The following is a 17,506-nucleotide window of genomic DNA, read 5'->3' on the forward strand; positions in this document are numbered from 1 at the left end:
GCCTCGACTGGCTGTCATTCTGGGTCGCGCTGCCCTAAGGGCGAAATAGCGCCGCTAGCACCGCCCCGTAAAAAGCGCGCTGTGGAAGCCGCTAATCTCTTTCTTGCAAATTACAGGCTGGCCTTTGCAGGCGCCGGCGCCGTTTCGGTGCTGACCGAGGCGGCCGCGTCCACGGCTACGGGTTCGCTGGCGGCAATTTCGCTGTCCGACAGCAAGCGGGCCTCGACGACCGGCGGTGCGCTGGCGGGTTCAACCGAAGCATAGCCGCCATCCATGGCAGCACCGGGCATTGGGTGTCCGGCGGCAGCATGGCTGCTGGGGGCAGGGGTGGTGAAGGCGATCGCCGAAGCGACTCCGATCAGAACCAGTCCGAGAAAGGCGGCAAAGCCTTTGTTGAGAGTCGCTGTTTTCATGACGCACTCCAGTACGTTAAGAACGGTGTTCTTCGTACGGAACCACGTCGCGGGTTTACAAAAGATGAACGCCGCCCAGGGGCGGTTGTTCATGTCGACAATGTCGGAAAGAAAACGGTGGCTCCCTGAGCTGGACTCGAACCAGCGACCATTCGATTAACAGTCGAATGCTCTACCAACTGAGCTATCAGGGAATACTTAGCCGTGTTGAGGAGCGGCGTATAGCAAGGCTCCTGCACCTTTTGCAAGCCGAAAGCTGAAATTTATTCACAGCTTTCAAAATTTTCGCAAAATGGCGCCTTAACCCGAAGCCAGACCTGGCCAGACGTTGAACGAAAGAAAGGCCCGAAGGAGCTTCGGGCCTCTGGAAGTTTGGTGATGGTGGTGTCTTCAAAAAAGCAAAGACACCCCGTTCATGAATGATTTGCGTTAATGAGGGGTAAACATTTCGAGGTTTCGGATAACGTCGTCACTTTTGTTTCGAGGCGGGGCCGATGGTTTCGATTTCATCGGTCAGGATGCCCATTCGCCAACTGTCCGGAACCGCCTTGAAAGCCTCGACAGTATCAATGCCTTCGACGCCATTCAGGCTTTTATTGTTGCCCAGAAGGTAGATGTCGCTGCCGGCGTCGCCAAAGCGCTGCTGCAAACGATTCGGATAGCCCCAAGCAGCCCAGGCGAACTTGCCCGGCAGGAAGACGGTTGTGTTGCGGCAGGTCTTCGGCATATGGCCGCTCCAGCCCAGAGCCAGGTAACCCAGGGCGCAGGCTTTCAAGGTCTGTTTGCTGAAGGCACGCATGCCAGGGGCGATCTCGCGCAGGCGCGCGACAGGCCGGTCGCCACCATAGGCCTGGAGGCGGGGGCTCATAAGGATGTTGGCCTTGAGATAGGCCACGAGTTCATCAGCCTCTTTAGGATCATTGCTCTTGATGTTGATCAGGAAGCGCCTTTCCGGAAAGGTCTCCAGCGTTTGTTTCAAGGACGGCATCTGGCCCTTGAACTTGCCGCGGAACGGATAGGTCTTTCCGCCGTCGGCGGTATAGCCGTAGCCGATATCCAGTACCTGCAGATCCGCCAGGCTGTGTTCGCGCGTAACACCGTGCCCTTCGGTGCGGCAATCGACGGTCCAGTCGTGAAACACCACGAACTGCCCGTCCGAGGTCGGATGGACATCTATCTCTATAATATCCGCGCCCGCGTCGAAGCCAGCCTTCATCGATGGCAGGGTGTTTTCCAGGAAGGCATGCGTTGGCGGCAGCATGCGGCTGGCCGTGCAGGTGTCCCGCTCGAGATGGGTGCGGTCGTACCGCTGATAAACGCCGCGATGCGCCAGGATCGTCCGCTGCCCGGACGGTTTCGGCGCAAGTGCCGATGAATTGATGACAAACAGGCCAAGGGCCGCCACGGCCAGGCCGCCGGCAAACCAGAAACGCTTTCGCATAACAAAATCCCCTCGCGCCGGCTTCGCAAAGCCGCCGCTGATACCGTGCGCCCCGATGCGGGCACAGTGCCGCAGGCGGAGCTGCCGGTCAATATGTCGGGAAGTGGAGGCCTGACCGGGAGTCGAACCCGGCTTCACGGATTTGCAATCCGCTGCGTAACCGCTCCGCCATCAGGCCTCAAGAGCGAAGGGCGTCAGCTATCAGATGAATGCAGCCACCGCAATTCCCCTGGCGCTGTTTTTTTGTGAAAAGCCCGCGGCGCGGCGAAATAGGGCCGCAAGAACATGTTGGAAAGCTTGCGCCCGCGCATAAGGCTTTTATTATGCGCTGCAAACGACTTGGCGAGTCTCGAAAAAGCCTGTAATCCCCTTCCGTTCAGTATTATGGTTCTTATGAGTTTAGGGGCAGTCCTCATGGATTTCCACGCCGCACGGCAAAACATGGTCGAATCACAGGTCCGCGTGAACGACGTCACAGACACGCCGTTGCAACTGGCGATGCGCCACGTTGCCCGCGAACGGCTGTGCGCGCCGTCCCAGGCCTTCTGCGCCTATGGCGAGGTCGAGCCGCAGATCGCGCCGGGGCGGGTGCTTATGGCGCCGCGCGACATCTCCAAGTTGTTGCAGACGGTTGAGCCCAGGAGCGGCGAAAAGGCCCTTTGCATCGCTGCGCCTTATGCCGGTGCGGTTCTGGCCAGTGTCGGCCTGACCGTTACGGTCCAGGAAGGCGACCCCCGCACCATGGCGGTGATCGAGCCCTACCTCAAGGAACTTAAGGTTGCCACCGCCGTGGCCGATCTCAAGGCGCCGGTCGGCGCCGCCTATGACGTCATCGTCGTCGAAGGCGCTGTCGCCGAGATGCCGGCGGCGTGGCTGAAGGCGCTGAAGCCGGGCGGCCGCCTGGGGGTAGTGCTCAAGGATGGCCCCGTTGGCCGTGCCCGTCTTTATATCCGTCTGGAAACCGGCTTCTCGGAACGCGAAGTCTTCGATTCGTCGCCATCAACGCTGCCCGGCTTTGCCCGGACGCCGAGCTTCGAATTTTAACCATGCTGCCATTTCCAGGCGGTGGCGTTTGGAATTTGTTATGGGTTGCGTAGGTAAAAGATTAAAGGTTTCGATTGTTGCCTTTTTCTGACAGCCAAAAGCGCTGGAATATGAAAAAAGCTTAACTGGCCGGTGCGTGGCGTTTCTGGCAGGTTGCATTTGTAACGCATTTTGCGACGGGGCGACGGGCAGGGGTTGAAAACTCACCTGACGCTACTGACTGGCTCGGATACGACGAGCCGCACCCGAGGGCGCGGCCGTCTCTTTCTTTGGGGTGCTTCATGAGCAAACGGGTTTTGATTTCAGCTGTGGCGATGTCGCTGATGGCTTTCGGCATGGCAGGGACGTCCTACGCGGAGACCCTGTCTGACGCCATTGCGATGGCCTACGGCAATAACCCGAAGCTGGCGCGCGCGCGGGCTCAGCAACGCGGCCAGGACGAAAGCTACGTCCAGGCACGTTCGCAACTGGGGCCTAACGTCGGTTTCAGCTTCGACAAGACCTATCATGACCATGATCAGGGCAATATACTGACCCCTGGTGGTGAGTACCGGTCAAGCCAGTCGCTGGGTTTTTCTGCGTCACAGACATTGTTTGCAACCGGCGGCCTGTCGTCGCAGGTCAATGCAGCCAAGTCCGGTGTCCTGGCGGGGCAGCAAGATTTGCGCTCGATCGAGCAGTCGGTGCTGCTGAGCGTCATCGACATCTACACCTCGGTCCGCCGCGACCAGGAAGCGCTGCAGATCAGCCAGGACAATTATAATATCCTCAAGCAGCAGTTGGACCAGACCACTGCCCAGTTCGAAGCCGGTCAGTTGACCCGCACAGACGTCGCGCAGTCGCAAGCCCGTTTGTCGGCTTCGGCCGCTGGCCTCGCCCAGGCGCAGGCGCGTCTTGATAGTGACCGCGCCTCGTACGTTGCTATTGTCGGTCAGACTCCGACCGCCCTTGAGCCGGTGCCGGAAATCCCGGGCCTGCCGGCTACCTTCAACGCGGCGCTGGATACCGCACAGACCAATAACCCGGACCTGCAGGCCGCCGGTTTCGCAGCCGATGCTGCCGCTAGCCGCGTCAAGGCTGCGCGTTCTGCTTTTGGGCCTAGGGTTGGCCTGTCTGTCAGTTCCGGCCAGAGTGGGCCGTCTGGCAGGCTCGGCAGCTTCGAAGACGAGCAGAGCACGACTGCCGGCCTGCGCGTCAGCGTTCCGCTGTTCAGTGCCGGCCTGAACGGCTCGCGTGTCCGCGAAGCCATGGAAAACGAAACAGCCGCCAAGCTGACGGTCGAAGACACCCGCCGCACCGTCATCTCGACCGTGTCACAGGCCTGGTCGAACATGATCGCCGCCCGCTCGGCCGTTGTGTCAAATCAGGAGCAGGTGCGCGCTGCAGCGGTTGCCGCCGAAGGCGTCAAGACGGAGCAACAGGTTGGTCTGCGCACCAATATCGAAGTGCTGAACGCCGAGCAGGAGTATCGCGCCGCGCAGCTCGACCTGGTCAATGCGCAACGCAACGCCTATGTCGCAGCCGCCCAGTTGGTGTCGGTCACTGGCAACCTGACACCGACCCTGTTTGGCGCCAGTGTCGAGCTTTATGATCCGGCTGCCAACTTCAAGAAGGTCCGGAACAAGGGCTGGACGCCGATCGAGCCGGTCGTCCAGGCCGTCGATGGCGCCGCTGCGCGCTTCCTGCCGGACGGCAAGTAAGCTGCGATTTGATTTTGACAGTAAGGGCGCGGGGCGGAAAGCTTCGCGCCCTTTTTTATTTGGCCACAGAAAATTAGCGGCTTACACGAATTTCAGAGCCGGCCGGGTCTGATAAGAGTTGAAAAAAAACGCGAATAAGTGTCCCCTGCACGTGGCTTCATTTTCCGAACCCGATTCGCAGTAGACAGAAGACAATGGCAGAACAATCCGCACACGAACCGACTATGGAGGAAATCCTCGCATCGATTCGCCGCATCATCTCGGAAGATGACGCGCCGGAAGATGCCGAAGCCAAGGCTCCCGAGCCGGAAGCTGCGGCGCCGGAGCCTCAGCCTGAACCCGAGCCCGAAGTCGAGGATGAGCCGGAAGAAGACGTTCTGGAACTGACCGAAACCTATGAAGCCCCCAAGGGCTCGGTCTCCATCGGTGACATCGAAGCCTACGAACCCGAGGAAGAGGTCGCGTTTGAACCCGCCCCGGCCCCTGCGCCAGCACCGGCGCCCGCCCCCAAGCCGAAGGCGCCTGCCGCAGCCGGTGGTTTGGTGAGCGAGCGTACCGAGTCGGTCGCCGCTTCGGCCTTCGGATCGTTGACCGGCGCCTTGCTGGTCCCGTCAAGCGACCGCACCCTCGAAGACGTGACGCGCGATCTGTTGCGCCCGCTGCTTCAGGCGTGGCTCGACGAAAACCTGCCGGGTATCGTCGAAGAGCAGGTCCGTATCGAAGTCGAGCGGATTGCCCGCCAATCTCGCAGGTAAAATGGCGCGCCGTTAAACCTAGATTTCCCAACCTTCAGAGGTTAAGAGAGCGGCTCACACCAGTGCGCCGCTTTTTCTTATTGATCGATCATCATGCTTGAAAAGACTTTCGACCCGTCCGCCGTTGAACCCCGCCTGTATAAGATGTGGGAAGAGTCAGGCGCCTTTGCGCCGAAAGGTGAGGGCGAGCCCTTTTCGATCGTCATACCGCCCCCCAATGTGACGGGCAGCCTGCACATTGGCCACGCGCTTAACAACACGCTGCAAGACGTCCTGACGCGCTTTGAGCGTATGCGTGGCAAGGCGGCGCTGTGGCTGCCAGGCACGGACCACGCCGGCATCGCGACCCAGATGGTTGTGGAACGTCAGCTGGCAGCCAATGGCAATGTCGGCCGCCGCGACATGGGCCGCGAGGCATTTGTGGCCAAGGTCTGGGAGTGGAAGGCCGAATCGGGTGGCACGATCGTGCGTCAACTGCGCCGCCTGGGCGCCTCGTGCGACTGGTCGCGCGAACGCTTTACGCTGGACGACGGTCTGTCGGCCGCCGTGCGCAAGGTCTTCGTCCAGCTCCACAAGGACGGCCTGATGTACCGCGACAAGCGGCTGGTCAACTGGGATCCGCACTTCCAAACGGCCATCTCCGACCTTGAGGTCGAGCAGAAGGAGGTCGAGGGCGCCTACTACCACTTCGCCTATCCTTTGGCTGACGGCGTGACTTATCAGCACCCAGTCAAGGACGATGAGGGCAACGAGACCTTTGAGACGCGCGACTATATCGTCGTGGCGACAACGCGGCCGGAAACCATGCTGGGCGACACAGGCGTGGCCGTCCACCCGGACGATGAGCGCTACAAGGGCCTGGTCGGAAAGTTCGTTACCCTGCCGATCGTCGGCCGCCGCATCCGGATCGTCGCCGACGAATATGCCGATCCGGAAAAGGGCTCGGGCGCGGTCAAGATCACGCCGGCGCATGACTTCAACGATTTCATGGTCGGCAAGCGCGCCGGCCTTGAGGCCATCAATATTCTGGACGTCTATGCGCGTCTGAACGACACGGTGCCGGAAGCCTATCGCGGCCTTGACCGCTTTATCGCGCGGAAAGGCGTCATCCAGGAGATGGAAGATCTCGGCCTGCTGAAGCAGATCGAGAAGACGCGCCATGTGGTTCCGCACGGCGACCGCTCGGGCGTGGTCATCGAGCCCTACCTGACCGACCAGTGGTATGTGAACGCCGGTGAGCTGGCCAAGGAAGCCATTAAGGCGGTCGAAGACGGCCGCACGGTGTTCGAGCCGAAGAACTGGGAAAAGACCTATTTCGAGTGGATGCGCAATATCGAGCCATGGTGCGTCTCGCGCCAGCTGTGGTGGGGCCACCGCATCCCGGCCTGGTATGGCCCGACGATCGATGAAAATCGAAATGTCGTTCAAGGTGTTAAAAAGGTTTTTGTCGCCGAGACTGAAGAGGAAGCGCTTGCTCAAGCCCGTGAGTATTACGGAGCCAGCACAGAAGTAGATATCAATCCTCTCGAAGGAATTGGGACTGTGGCTAACGTCGGACCTGGCAGCCATAAGCTGGGTAAGGTCAGATTGGAACGCGATCCCGACGTCCTCGACACCTGGTTCTCGTCGGCGCTGTGGCCGTTCTCGACCATGGGCTGGCCGGAGAACACCGAAGACCTAAAGCGCTTCTATCCGACGCATACCCTGATCACCGGCTTCGACATCATCTTCTTCTGGGTCGCACGCATGATGATGATGGGTCTGCACTTCACGGGTGAAGCGCCGTTCAAGCGCGTCTTCATCAATGCCCTGGTCCGCGATGACAAGGGCCAGAAGATGTCGAAGTCCAAGGGCAATGTCTTAGACCCGCTTGTGTTGGTCGATGAGTTCGGCGCCGACGCCCTGCGTTTCACTATGACCGCCATGTCGGGGCAGGGACGCGACATCAAGTTGGCCAGGCAGCGCATTGAAGGGTATCGCAATTTCGGCACGAAGCTGTGGAACGCCACGCGCTTCTGCCAGATGAATGAGTGCCAGCGCATCGACGGTTTCGATCCGTCGGCCGTCAAGCTGACGCTCAGCCGCTGGATTCGCGGCGAGGTCGCCAAGGCCAATACCGCCGTGACCTCGGCGCTGGAAGCCTGCGCCTTCGACGACGCGGCCAATGCACTCTACAAGTTTATCTGGAACGTCTTCTGCGACTGGTACCTCGAACTCGCCAAGCCGATCCTGAATGGCGACGACCAGGCCGCGACCGACGAAATCCGCGCCGTGACGGCCTGGGTGCTCGATCAGGCCATGATCATGCTCCATCCGGCTATGCCTTTCCTGACCGAGGAACTATGGCAACAGACAGGCGGCCCAGAGACTGGAAACGTCATGCTGATGACGGCTAACTGGCCGGTATTCGGTGCGGCAGCCATTGACGCAGCGGCCGATGACGAGATCAACTGGTTGATCGATATGATTAGTGAAATCAGGTCGATACGTTCGGAAATGAATGTGCCGGGTTCGGCGCGCGTGCCGCTGAGCCTGCTTGGCGCATCCGACATTACGCGTGGGCGGATAAACACCCACGAGGACCTGATCCTGTTCCTGGGGCGCGTCTCCGACGTCAAGGTGTCCGACAGCGCGCCGGCAGGTTCGGTGCCGTTCGTGGCCGGCGAAGCGACGGCGCACCTGGCGATTGCCGAGTTTATCGATATCAAGGCCGAAGAAGCCCGCCTGACCAAGGGCATTGCCGATTTCGACAAGACAATCGACGGTGTCAGGCGCAAGCTCGACAATCCGGAATTCGTCCGCAAGGCGCCCGAAGAGGTCATCGAGGAAAACCGCGAGCGTCTGGCTGACGCCGAAAACGGCAAGGCCAAGTTGGCCGTGGCGCTGGAGCGGCTTAAATCCGTCCAGTAACCACGGCGGTGACCACCTGACGGACCGCCAGGCCTGGCTGCGTCACCCAGAACCAGACCCGCTGGCGCTGGTGGCGCAGGGTCAGGACGGCGGTGATGCACAGGATGGTGACACAGAGCAGCAGGGCGTGCGGGATGGCGCTGAGGGCGCGTATGCCGATAATGCTCAGCAGGAATTCGGCCAGCATGCCAAGTGCAAACAGCCAGCTGAGGGCGAAGAAACCCTTGCGGCTGAGGCGTTGCGCCACCATGACGACCAGCGCGATTGCCGGAAACAGCAGGTAGAAGTCGAAATTGTATTCGAACAGGCGTGGATTGATGATCTGCGCGACGCCCAGGCCCAGGGTGACGCGGTCTTCGCTGCTCATACGATTGCCCTCGGCGACGATGAGACCGGCGGTTATGGCCAGGGCCGCAAACACCCCATAGAGCACGTAGGCGACAGGTGAGTTTTCGCTCAGGCCCGCGGTTGAAAAGGCGAGGAACAGGCCACGACCGGGTTGCGTGTCCAGGACAATCAGTGACAGGAAGGCACGCCATTCGTCCAGCAATGGTTGCGCGGTCGCCAGCAGTACAAGCAAGGCGCCAATGCCGGCCACGAAGGCGGCACAAAAGGTTATCAAGCGCCGGCGCCATGGCCGGTCTTCGAACAGCAGAACGATCAACGCCGTCAGGAAGAAGGGCTTGACCATGGCGGCAGCCACGACGACGGCGACAAACAGCCAGCGCGCCCGCCGGATCAGCAGCGAGGCGCCGATAATGGCGGCCTGCAGGACCGCACCAATATTGCCGGTGGTGATCGGGCTGCCGCGAATGGCCATCAGGCTCATCAGGCGGAATTCAAACGGAACACCGGGCATTGGACGCAAGAGGGTGTACCAGATGAGCGCTGCGACCGAGGCGGCGAGGACGGGCAGATACGTCCAGTGCAATCCCCAGGCTCCGAGCGCTTCGACCAGTGGTGCAAAAACCTGCGCTATCTGGGGGGCATAGACGAAGGCAGCGGCTTCAAGACCCTGGCAATGGGCAGGTTCAATATAGAGTGTCTGGCCCTGTGTCATGCGCCAGGCGCCGCAGACCACGGCGTCGAAATCACCGAGCCACCACCCGCCCTTGCCGAAACGGCTGGTCAGCGCGCTCAGGGTCGGTTCAATCGCGAAAAGCAGCAACACACCCAGAAGCCAGCTCTTGCGTGCATGGGGGCGAAGCCAGGTAATGGCGTCCATATTCTACTCGGGCCTCCAGCGTACCGCCATTGAAACGGGCTTTGCGTAGTGGTCAATACCTTGCAGTGCACAAAGATTGCTTTACGGGTACGGCGGCGTTTTTTTGCCGCATTCCTTTGACCTTGTAAAAGCGAGCCTGACTCATTAAGGGAACGGTTTGCCCGGAGTGAACTGTCCGGGCTGGGATTGCCCTGGCCCTGGCCGGTCGAATTTGGGAGTGGTTTTTGAGCGACGTTGGACAACGCCTTGCGACGGATGGCGCCCGGCCTGCGCCCGATCTCAGCCTGGTTATCTGTACTCTGAACGAAGGCGCGGCCATCCGGTCGGTCATCGACGAAATCTGTACGGCTCTGGCAGGCATCAGCCACGAAATCATCGTGGTCGACGACAATTCGCAGGATCAGACCCACTCCGAAGTTCTCGACGTCGCCAAGTCACGTCCCAATGTCCGCCTGCACGTCCGTTACGATGAGCGCGGCCTGTCCTCAGCTGCCATCAAGGGCTGGGACATTGCTCATGGCCGCTATCTGGGGGTCATGGACGGCGACGGCCAGCACGATCCGGTGGCCATACGCGCCCTGGCGGAAATGATTCTGAGGGGCGACAAGGACCTGGTGTGCGTGTCACGCTATATCGGTGAGACGGAGACAGGCCTGAGCTGGTTCCGCGACCTGGGTTCCAAGGTGGCCACGGCCGTCACGGGCCTGGTGCTGAAGGTTCCGTTGACCGATCCGATGAGCGGCTGCTTCATGATGACGCGCGAATATTACATGTCGGCGCGCCCCAAGCTGACCGGTGTCGGCTTCAAGATCCTCGTCGACGTCGCGGCGTCATCCAATATCAAGCCGCGATTCGGTGAGATCAAGGCGGCGCTGCGCCAGCGCCAGGGGGGCACCTCCAAGCTCGATATCCGCGTTGTGCTCGATCTCGGCGCGATGCTGGTGGAAAAGGCAACCAAGGGCTTTCTGCCGGCGCGCTTTGTGCTGTTCGGCGGCGTCGGGGTTACCGGTGTGTTCGTGTACCTGGCAACGCTTTACGCGGGCCATCACCTGTTCCGCAACGGCGAACTTATCCCACTCTACCGTTATCAGTTCCGTCTCGATGACATTGTCAGCTATGGCCTGGCGATCTGGGTGTCGATGACGTCGAACTTCTTTATCAACAATGCGATCACCTTCCGCGACCGGCGCGCCAGGGGCTGGAAAATCCTGCCCGCCCTGCTGAGCTTCTACCTGGCTTGCTCGATTGGCGCCGTCATCAGCCTCGGCATGTCCTTGTTCATGAAGGAAATGCTGGGCATCCACTACATGGTCGCCGGTGGCATTGCGACCCTGCTCAGCTCGGTCTGGAATTACTGGGCGTCGACCGCCCTGTCGTGGCGCCAGAAAAAGACGCCACAAAAGGCATAAAAAAGCGCCTGAGGCAGGGGTATGCCTCAGGCGTTAAGGGCTTCAGGAATTCAAGCGATGTGCCGAAGATGACTTCGTCATATCGCTCCAGGCGTAAATGCCCAAAACTTACCAGTTGTCGCGACGATCGCGGCGATCGTAACGATCGTCATAGCGGTCGCGGCGGCGATCATAACGGTCATCGCGGCGGTCGTGACGGCGGTCGTATCTGTCATCCCGGCGGTCGTAACGATCATCATAGCGGTCATAGCGACGATCGTCATAGGCGTAGTCGTAACGGCACTTGGTGTTGTTCTTGCCGATTTCTGCACCGATTGCCGCACCGGCAATGGCGCCGATGACGGTGCCTGTGCCCTTGTTGCGGCGGTTAGATGCGCTGTTGCCGACGGCGGCGCCGGCGACCGCGCCAACAACGGCGCCGGTTGTGGCGTTGTCGCCGCGGCGTTCACGACAGCTTTCGGCCGAGGCGGCGGCGGGGATCAGGGCAGCCAGCATAGTGACCGATAATATAGCGGCCGCGGCGATCTTCGTCTTGGATGTCAGTGTACGCATGGCACGTCTCCTCAAGTTTAGGTCCCGGCCGTGGCAACCGTGTGCTCGGCGTCTGATGTGACTGTAGATAACCGAAGATGAACGGCGCTTGATAAGTTCGTTCATCTTCGTTCAGGTTGAGCGATATGTCGAAACGAAGTTCGGCGCAGCCAAAAGTGTGCAGCGGTTTTCGACTGAATATCGCGACAAAGAAAGGCGGGCTACCAGTTGCGGCGCGGCCAGCGATACTCATAGGCCGTGCGACGATCCAGCCTTTGCCGGTCACTGTAATCATAGGCGCTGTAATCATAGAGCTGCGGGCGCTTGTGCCAGCGGCCGTAATAATAGGCGCTGCTGCAGCCGCAGCGATTCCAGTACCAGTGCGGCGGCGTCCGGACGACGCCTTCGCGCCAGCCTTCCTGTTCGCCGACGCGCGGATCGCGCGGCGGCGTGCCCTGATAGGCATAATAGTTGCCTTTCAGATAATCGCGAGAGACCTGGTGGCCGGCCGGTGGACGTTCGCCGGGATAGCGATAGCCTTCATCGAAAACCTGGTCACCGTCTTCATAATAGCGGTCGGGGCCATCGTCGTAATAGTCCTGAGCCATGGCCGGAACGGCAATCGCGAGCGCGGCCACAGCCGCCAGGGTGAGCTTCGACAGGAACATCAGCCGTCTCCTTGCAAACCTGCATGTCTCAAAGCAGGTGAGAATGAACGCGCACGTATTGAGATGTTCGGACTGTCAGAGCTGTCGGCAATTTACGAAATGCAGAAGCAGGACGGCTTTTCAAAAAAAATGGTAAATGGCACTGAGCCACATGCCGAAAAGTGTCAGCGGTTTTCGGCTAGATATCGCGACCAAACAAAAATTTAATCCATCCAGCGTGGCCAACGCGTGTGGCGATGGCGGCCGGGGCGGGTGTCAGCGGTCAGATAGTGGTCGTTGCGGATATAGATGCGTTGGACGACGCGTGTTGTCGTACGGGACGTCTCGTCATAGGCGGCATAAGAACCGGAGCGAACTTCGTCGACATAGGGCGCGTGCCACTTGCGCGGATCGGCGCGGTAGACGGTCACTTCGCGTTCGACGGCGGGCTGGACGACCTTCACCACCTTCACGACCTTGACCGCCTTTTCGCAGTCGCATGGGCCGGCGGCGACCTTGATCACCTTGGTCTTCGATTTGGCCTTGTGAACGACCGCCACGGTCTTGGCTATCTTTGCCTTGGCTTTGTGAACCTTGGTCTTGTGAGCCACCTTGACGGGCTTGCAGTTGTCGGCTTTTGCGCTTGCCAGCGCCATCTGTGGCACGGACAGCGACCCAAGGGCCAGCAGGGCGGCGGCAAGGACACAGGATGATTTCAATGCGAAAAGGGTCATGATGGTTTCCGTGGCACTTGCGCCGGATGAGAAAAAATCCAGGCGTTAACCATTTGCCCGATGACCGTCCGCGTCAAGGCCGCACGCGCGTGACGCTTAAAAGCGGTTGCATTTCGTCGCCCAAGGTTTAAGCGAGCGTCTCCGCAGGCGGAGGCGTGAACGGCGTGCAAGAGGTATTGATAGACAAGGTCGGCTTTCAGGGTGACGGCCTGAGCCGCGAAGGCGTGGTCGTACCCCTGACCTTGCCAGGCGAGCGCGTCACTGTGAGGCCAGGTAAGGAACGTCCCGAACTGGCCGAGGTGCTTGCGGCCAGCCCGGACCGCGTCACGCCGCCGTGCCGGCATTTTACCGCCTGTGGGGGGTGCGCGATGCAGCACTGGGATATGGCGGCCTATAGTGCCTGGAAACGCGAGGTCGTCGAGGTCCAGCTTCGCCACGCCGGGCTGGAAACCGAAGTTGCCCCCATTCTGACGACACCGCCCGCCAGCCGCCGCCGAGTCGGCTTGCATGCGCGTAAAGTGGGGAAGTCCGTCGAGATCGGTTACAAGATGCGGCGGTCGTGGTCGTTGGTGCCGATCAGCGAATGCCCGATCGCCGAAGCCGCCATCGTGCGCGCCCTGCCGCATTTTCGTCAAATGGCGGCGCCCTTGTTCGAGCATCCGAAGTCAGCGCCCATATTGCACATTACGTCGTCGCGGACCGGTCTCGATATCGATATTTCCGGCGTCGAACGCACGCGCAGCGGAGGCCTGTCAGCCGACGCACGCATGCAGATTGCCATGACGGCGGGCGAGGCCGACTTCGCGCGTGTCACCATGGGCGGCGAAATCCTCTACGAAGTGCGAAAGCCGCGTGTCGCCTTCGGCAAGGCGGTGGTCAGCCTGCCGCCAGGCTCTTTCCTGCAGGCGAGCGAAGCCTCCGAAGCCGACATGGTCCGCCTGGTCAAGGCAGGCGTCGAAGGCGCTTCGCGCGTGGCCGACCTGTTCTGCGGCGCCGGCACCTTCACCTTTCCCCTGGCTGAAACCGCCGTTGTCCACGCCATAGACGGGGCAGGTGAGGCGGTCGCGGCGCTGAAATCGGCCATTGGGTCGGCGCCGGGCCTGAAAACCATCAACGCTGAAGTCCGTGACCTGTTCCGCCGACCGCTGCTGGCAGAAGAGATGAAGACGCTTGATGCCGTTGTTTTCGACCCGCCGCGCGCCGGCGCCGAAGTGCAGGCTGCCGAGATCGCGCGTTCGAAAGTCGGCCGGGTCGTGGCGGTCAGCTGCAACCCTCAAACCTTCGTGAGGGACGCGAAAATCCTTGTTGTTAACGGTTTTTCACTGGACAGCGTGACCCCGATAGATCAGTTCTTATGGTCCAGTCACGTCGAGTTGGTGGCTGTCTTTTCCAGGTAATTTCCGCTCAAGCGCCGCGAGACTACTCGCATCCGCTCGGGCGGGCAGTCGCCCTTGCCGAGCCCAAAACGGGCTCAGAGTACTCCAAAGTTGACTTGAAAGTTGCGTCCTTGATTTCCGTCGTCATCCCCACCCTCAATGCTGAAGATCATCTGGCGCGGACCCTGTCCTCGCTGGTTCCGGGTGTGGTCGAAGGGCTCATCAAGGAGGTCGTCATCGTCGATGGTGGTTCGACCGACTCGACACTTGAAATCGCCGAATCGACCGGTTGCCGTATCGTCCAGGGCGATATCGCGCGCGGGCTTCAGCTGTGGCAAGGCTGCCGGGCGGCCCGGGGTGAATGGCTGCTGATCCTGCATTCGGATTCGCAGTTGGGTGAAGGCTGGATGGACGAGGTCGCAGCGCATGTTCGCACGCATCCGGCCCAGGCTGCGTATTTCCATCTGCGCTTTGATGAGCCGTCGCTTCTGGCCAAGCTGTGGGGCGAGGTCGTCGCCCTGCGCGCGCGCTGGCTGGCCTTGCCAAGCGGTGACCACGGCATGCTGTTGTCGCGCGCCCTTTACGATTGCATCGGCGGCTATAAGGACCAGGTGGCGTTCGAAGACGTGGCGCTGACCCTGGCGCTTGGCCGTGCGCGGCTGCGTCCCATGGCCGTGCCACTAAGCACAAGCGCTTCGCGCTTCAAGCGGCGCGGCTGGGCGCTCGGCATCGTCGGCAGGGGCTTGCAAATCGGCCTGTACATGCTCGGTTTTCCGCCGAAGCCGCCCGTCAGCAAAGCGGCCTAAAGCCTTTAATTTATTCGAGAATTATTCCGTCCCGACCAAGGCGACTTCGGCCTCTGCATTCGTAGCATCGGCCGAGGCATCGATGATGCGCGCGTCATTGGCCGCCTGTTGCAGGCTGGGCGTGTCCTTGCCCATGATCTGGCGATAGATCCAGTAGTTGGCGGCGACTTCTTCGATATATTGCCGCGTCTGGGCGACCGGGATCGATTCCATGACCAGCAGCGAATCGTAGTCGTTGCCAAGCGAATCCATGGCATCCTTAACAGGGCCCGGGCCGGCATTGTAGGCGGCGATGGTGCGCAGCAGGTCGCCTTCAGTCGCCTTGGTGTCCATCAGGCGCTGGATGTACTTCTGGCCGACGCGGAGGTTCGTTTCGGCTTTCAGGAGTTGGTTCGGCTTCCGGGTGAAGCTGTTGTCGCCTTCCACCAGGGCAGCGGTTCCCGGCATGATCTGCATCAGGCCATAGGCGCCGGCATAGGACTTGGCGGCGGCGTTGAACTTGCTTTCCTTACGCGCAAAGGCAAATACCAGCGCACGATCGACCTTGGCATTGCTGAGCGCATAATCCGGAATCGGATAGAGGTCGGCATTGAACAGGCGGTCGGTCGTCTTCATCTGGCCGACCGGGATATTGTGCGACACGGCCAGGGCCATCCACTTTTGCCGCATGGTGTCGTCGCTGGCGGTCTGCATGGCCGAACGGACTTCGTCGCGGGCGTCGGTCATGCGGCCGAGCTGGACGAGGGCGCTCATGCGCTGGGCCTGTGGATTGGTCTTGGCCCAGTCGTTGGAATTGCTGTTCAGGCTGGCGACAAGCGCCTTGTTGGTGTCGGGCTGGAAGGTAGGCGGCAGGCCCTTCTTGGCCAGCGTAATGGCCGGCGTGACACCGAGACGCGCCTCGGCTAGCAGGCCATAGAAGGTGAAGGGATAGGAGGCTGCGATCTTGAAATAGGTGTCGGCAGTCGCGGAGTCATTCATCTTGAGCGCGCAGCGTGCCGCCCAATAGGCGCCGCTCGACTGGCTCCAGGCATTGCGGCTTGGGTCGGTCGATACGAACTTGAAGTGGACCAGCGCCTGGTCGTAGCGCTTGAGGCGATAGCTGGCGAGGCCTGCAACCCAGTGGTCGCCGATCGTCTTGCCAAGATTGACGGCCTGTTCCAACTGGCCGTTATTGTAGGCCGAACGCGCCGATTTCACCGTCAGGTCGGATTCGACGGCGTCCGTCATGGGCGCGCCGGGATTGAGGTCGGCACGGATGGTCGGCGCCAGCGTTCCGGTCGAGGCCAGTTGTACGCCAGCGCCATCATTGTCCATGGCCGTCGCGGTCACACCGGGCTTACCCATCAAGGACGGGAAGGCGGGATCGGGCGCGCCGTCAGGCTTCTTGCGCTTGGCCAGGTTCCACACCTTCATGGCCATCGGTTGGTCGCCGTACTGATTCACCCAGGCGACGAGTTCGTCGTATGTCGCGCTATAGCCGCCGCTGAACAGCTTGCGGTACTCGGCGTGGCCGACCAGGCTCTTGTCGGTGACCTGTGCCAGGGTCGCTTCGGCTTCGTCGTAATCGCGAGCGTCGATCTGGCTATAGGCGGTGCGGTACAACTCGGCGTCCTGCGCAGACAGCACGGTCGGCGTGGCGCGCATATAGGGCATGGGGCCCGCGCTAAGATTGACCGGTACGTCAGAGCGGGCGTCGTTTGCCAGGGCGGCGGCCAGGGTCAGCATGGCCTTGTCCGGAACTGCCTTGGGTTCAGGCGCTTCCTTCTTGCCCTTCTTGGGCTTCTTGACGCTGCCATCGGCCAGCTTGGACGTCTTGCCGTCGGCCTTGGCCTTTTTATCGATGTCCTTGCCACCCTTGCCGGAGCGCTTCTTGCCCTTGCTGTCGTCAGCGTCGGCAAATTTGGTCGTGCTGCTTTTGGACTTGCTGGTCTTAGAGGTATCTGACTTCGAGCTATCCGTCTTCGACTTGCTGCCTGACCTGGTCGGCTTTGCGTCGTCGTCCTCAGCATCGTCGGCGCTGGCAAGCCTGCTCTTTGCGGTCGTCGACTTGGTCTTGCTGTCCTTGCCAGAGCTCTTACTTGTGCCCTTGGTTGGCTTTTCGTCGGCGTCGGCCAGCTTGGTGTCGGTCTTGTCCTTGGCGCTGGCCTTGCTGCCGGTCTTCGACTTCGACGCTTCGGCTGTCTTGGTCGTCTTCTTGTCGCTGTCGGAGGTTTTCTTTTTGCCGTCGCCGTCCTTGGCGCTGGCGACTTCCGTCTTGCCTGAAATTTTTTTGGCTGCCGTCTTTTCGCCGGAAGCCTTGGTCTCGGTCTTGGATTTTGCAGAGGTTTCGGCTTTTGCCGTTGTCTTCGCCTTGGCGGCCGCCTCGGCCAGGGCAGGGCTTGCGGCGGTCAGCGCCAGGGCCAGCAGGCTTGCGCCCAGAAGGTTCAGAACTTTAAGTCCCTGTCGGTCGGCGCGCTTTAGGAGGCGATGGCTTGCAGTCAAAACGTCTCCTCCTGGAGGCCTTACACAACTGAAA

The 17,506-nt window shown here is 60.8% G+C and carries 14 protein-coding genes and 2 tRNA genes; 7 read left to right on the forward strand and 9 right to left on the reverse strand.

Annotation, left to right across the window (positions count from 1 at the left end):
• Positions 1-110: 110 nt before the first annotated feature.
• The 4 genes from AC1DON_RS12915 to AC1DON_RS12930 form a co-directional block, all read right to left on the reverse strand.
• Positions 111-413: a hypothetical protein gene (locus tag AC1DON_RS12915; protein WP_476935209.1), complete on the reverse strand. Its 303-nt coding sequence runs from the start codon at positions 411-413 to the stop codon at positions 111-113.
• Between the two features lie 118 nt (positions 414-531).
• Positions 532-607, reverse strand: a tRNA-Asn gene (locus AC1DON_RS12920).
• Positions 608-882: 275 nt separating this feature from the next.
• On the reverse strand, positions 883-1,854 hold the full coding sequence (locus tag AC1DON_RS12925; protein WP_476935210.1) for a glycerophosphodiester phosphodiesterase family protein: 972 nt from the start codon (positions 1,852-1,854) through the stop codon (positions 883-885).
• Between the two features lie 104 nt (positions 1,855-1,958).
• Positions 1,959-2,032: transfer RNA gene (locus AC1DON_RS12930), tRNA-Cys, on the reverse strand.
• 236 nt (positions 2,033-2,268) lie between these two features.
• Here AC1DON_RS12930 and AC1DON_RS12935 point away from each other — a divergent pair.
• The 4 genes from AC1DON_RS12935 (at position 2,269) to AC1DON_RS12950 (ending at position 8,263) form a co-directional block, all read left to right on the forward strand.
• Positions 2,269-2,898, forward strand: coding sequence for a protein-L-isoaspartate O-methyltransferase family protein (locus tag AC1DON_RS12935; protein WP_476935211.1), 630 nt, complete (start codon positions 2,269-2,271; stop codon positions 2,896-2,898).
• A gap of 281 nt (positions 2,899-3,179) precedes the next feature.
• Complete coding sequence (locus tag AC1DON_RS12940; protein WP_476935212.1) at positions 3,180-4,598, forward strand: TolC family outer membrane protein; 1,419 nt, start codon at positions 3,180-3,182, stop codon at positions 4,596-4,598.
• Positions 4,599-4,792: 194 nt separating this feature from the next.
• Entirely contained in the window at positions 4,793-5,353 is a 561-nt protein-coding gene (locus tag AC1DON_RS12945) for a DUF2497 domain-containing protein (protein ID WP_476935213.1), read from the forward strand.
• A gap of 93 nt (positions 5,354-5,446) precedes the next feature.
• Complete coding sequence (locus tag AC1DON_RS12950; RefSeq protein WP_476935214.1) at positions 5,447-8,263, forward strand: valine--tRNA ligase; 2,817 nt, start codon at positions 5,447-5,449, stop codon at positions 8,261-8,263.
• On the opposite strand, the gene AC1DON_RS12955 is transcribed toward AC1DON_RS12950, so the two are convergent.
• Positions 8,247-9,488, reverse strand: a complete 1,242-nt coding sequence (locus tag AC1DON_RS12955; RefSeq protein ID WP_476935215.1) for a hypothetical protein — start codon at positions 9,486-9,488, stop codon at positions 8,247-8,249. The genes AC1DON_RS12950 and AC1DON_RS12955 overlap by 17 nt on opposite strands.
• Positions 9,489-9,712: 224 nt before the next feature.
• Between AC1DON_RS12955 and AC1DON_RS12960 the strand changes: the two genes are divergently transcribed.
• Positions 9,713-10,897: a glycosyltransferase gene (locus AC1DON_RS12960; RefSeq protein ID WP_476935216.1), complete on the forward strand. Its 1,185-nt coding sequence runs from the start codon at positions 9,713-9,715 to the stop codon at positions 10,895-10,897.
• A 108-nt stretch (positions 10,898-11,005) separates the two neighbouring features.
• Here AC1DON_RS12960 and AC1DON_RS12965 read toward each other — a convergent pair whose 3' ends face one another.
• The 3 genes from AC1DON_RS12965 to AC1DON_RS12975 form a co-directional block, all read right to left on the reverse strand.
• Positions 11,006-11,449: a glycine zipper domain-containing protein gene (locus tag AC1DON_RS12965; protein ID WP_476935217.1), complete on the reverse strand. Its 444-nt coding sequence runs from the start codon at positions 11,447-11,449 to the stop codon at positions 11,006-11,008.
• Between the two features lie 200 nt (positions 11,450-11,649).
• On the reverse strand, positions 11,650-12,096 hold the full coding sequence (locus AC1DON_RS12970) for a hypothetical protein (protein WP_476935218.1): 447 nt from the start codon (positions 12,094-12,096) through the stop codon (positions 11,650-11,652).
• A 203-nt stretch (positions 12,097-12,299) separates the two neighbouring features.
• Positions 12,300-12,809 (reverse strand): hypothetical protein, encoded by a 510-nt coding sequence (locus AC1DON_RS12975; RefSeq protein ID WP_476935219.1) that lies wholly within the window; start codon positions 12,807-12,809, stop codon positions 12,300-12,302.
• Positions 12,810-12,973: 164 nt separating this feature from the next.
• Between AC1DON_RS12975 and AC1DON_RS12980 the strand changes: the two genes are divergently transcribed.
• Positions 12,974-14,206 carry a class I SAM-dependent RNA methyltransferase gene (locus tag AC1DON_RS12980; protein ID WP_476935332.1) on the forward strand — a complete coding sequence of 411 codons (1,233 nt, stop codon included), beginning with the start codon at positions 12,974-12,976 and terminating at the stop codon, positions 14,204-14,206.
• Between the two features lie 95 nt (positions 14,207-14,301).
• Entirely contained in the window at positions 14,302-14,991 is a 690-nt protein-coding gene (locus AC1DON_RS12985) for a glycosyltransferase (protein ID WP_476935220.1), read from the forward strand.
• 21 nt (positions 14,992-15,012) lie between these two features.
• On the opposite strand, the gene AC1DON_RS12990 is transcribed toward AC1DON_RS12985, so the two are convergent.
• Positions 15,013-17,472 carry a lytic transglycosylase domain-containing protein gene (locus AC1DON_RS12990; protein WP_476935221.1) on the reverse strand — a complete coding sequence of 820 codons (2,460 nt, stop codon included), beginning with the start codon at positions 17,470-17,472 and terminating at the stop codon, positions 15,013-15,015.
• Positions 17,473-17,506 lie beyond the last annotated feature (34 nt).

This window comes from Asticcacaulis sp. P4_H10, assembly GCF_056400965.1.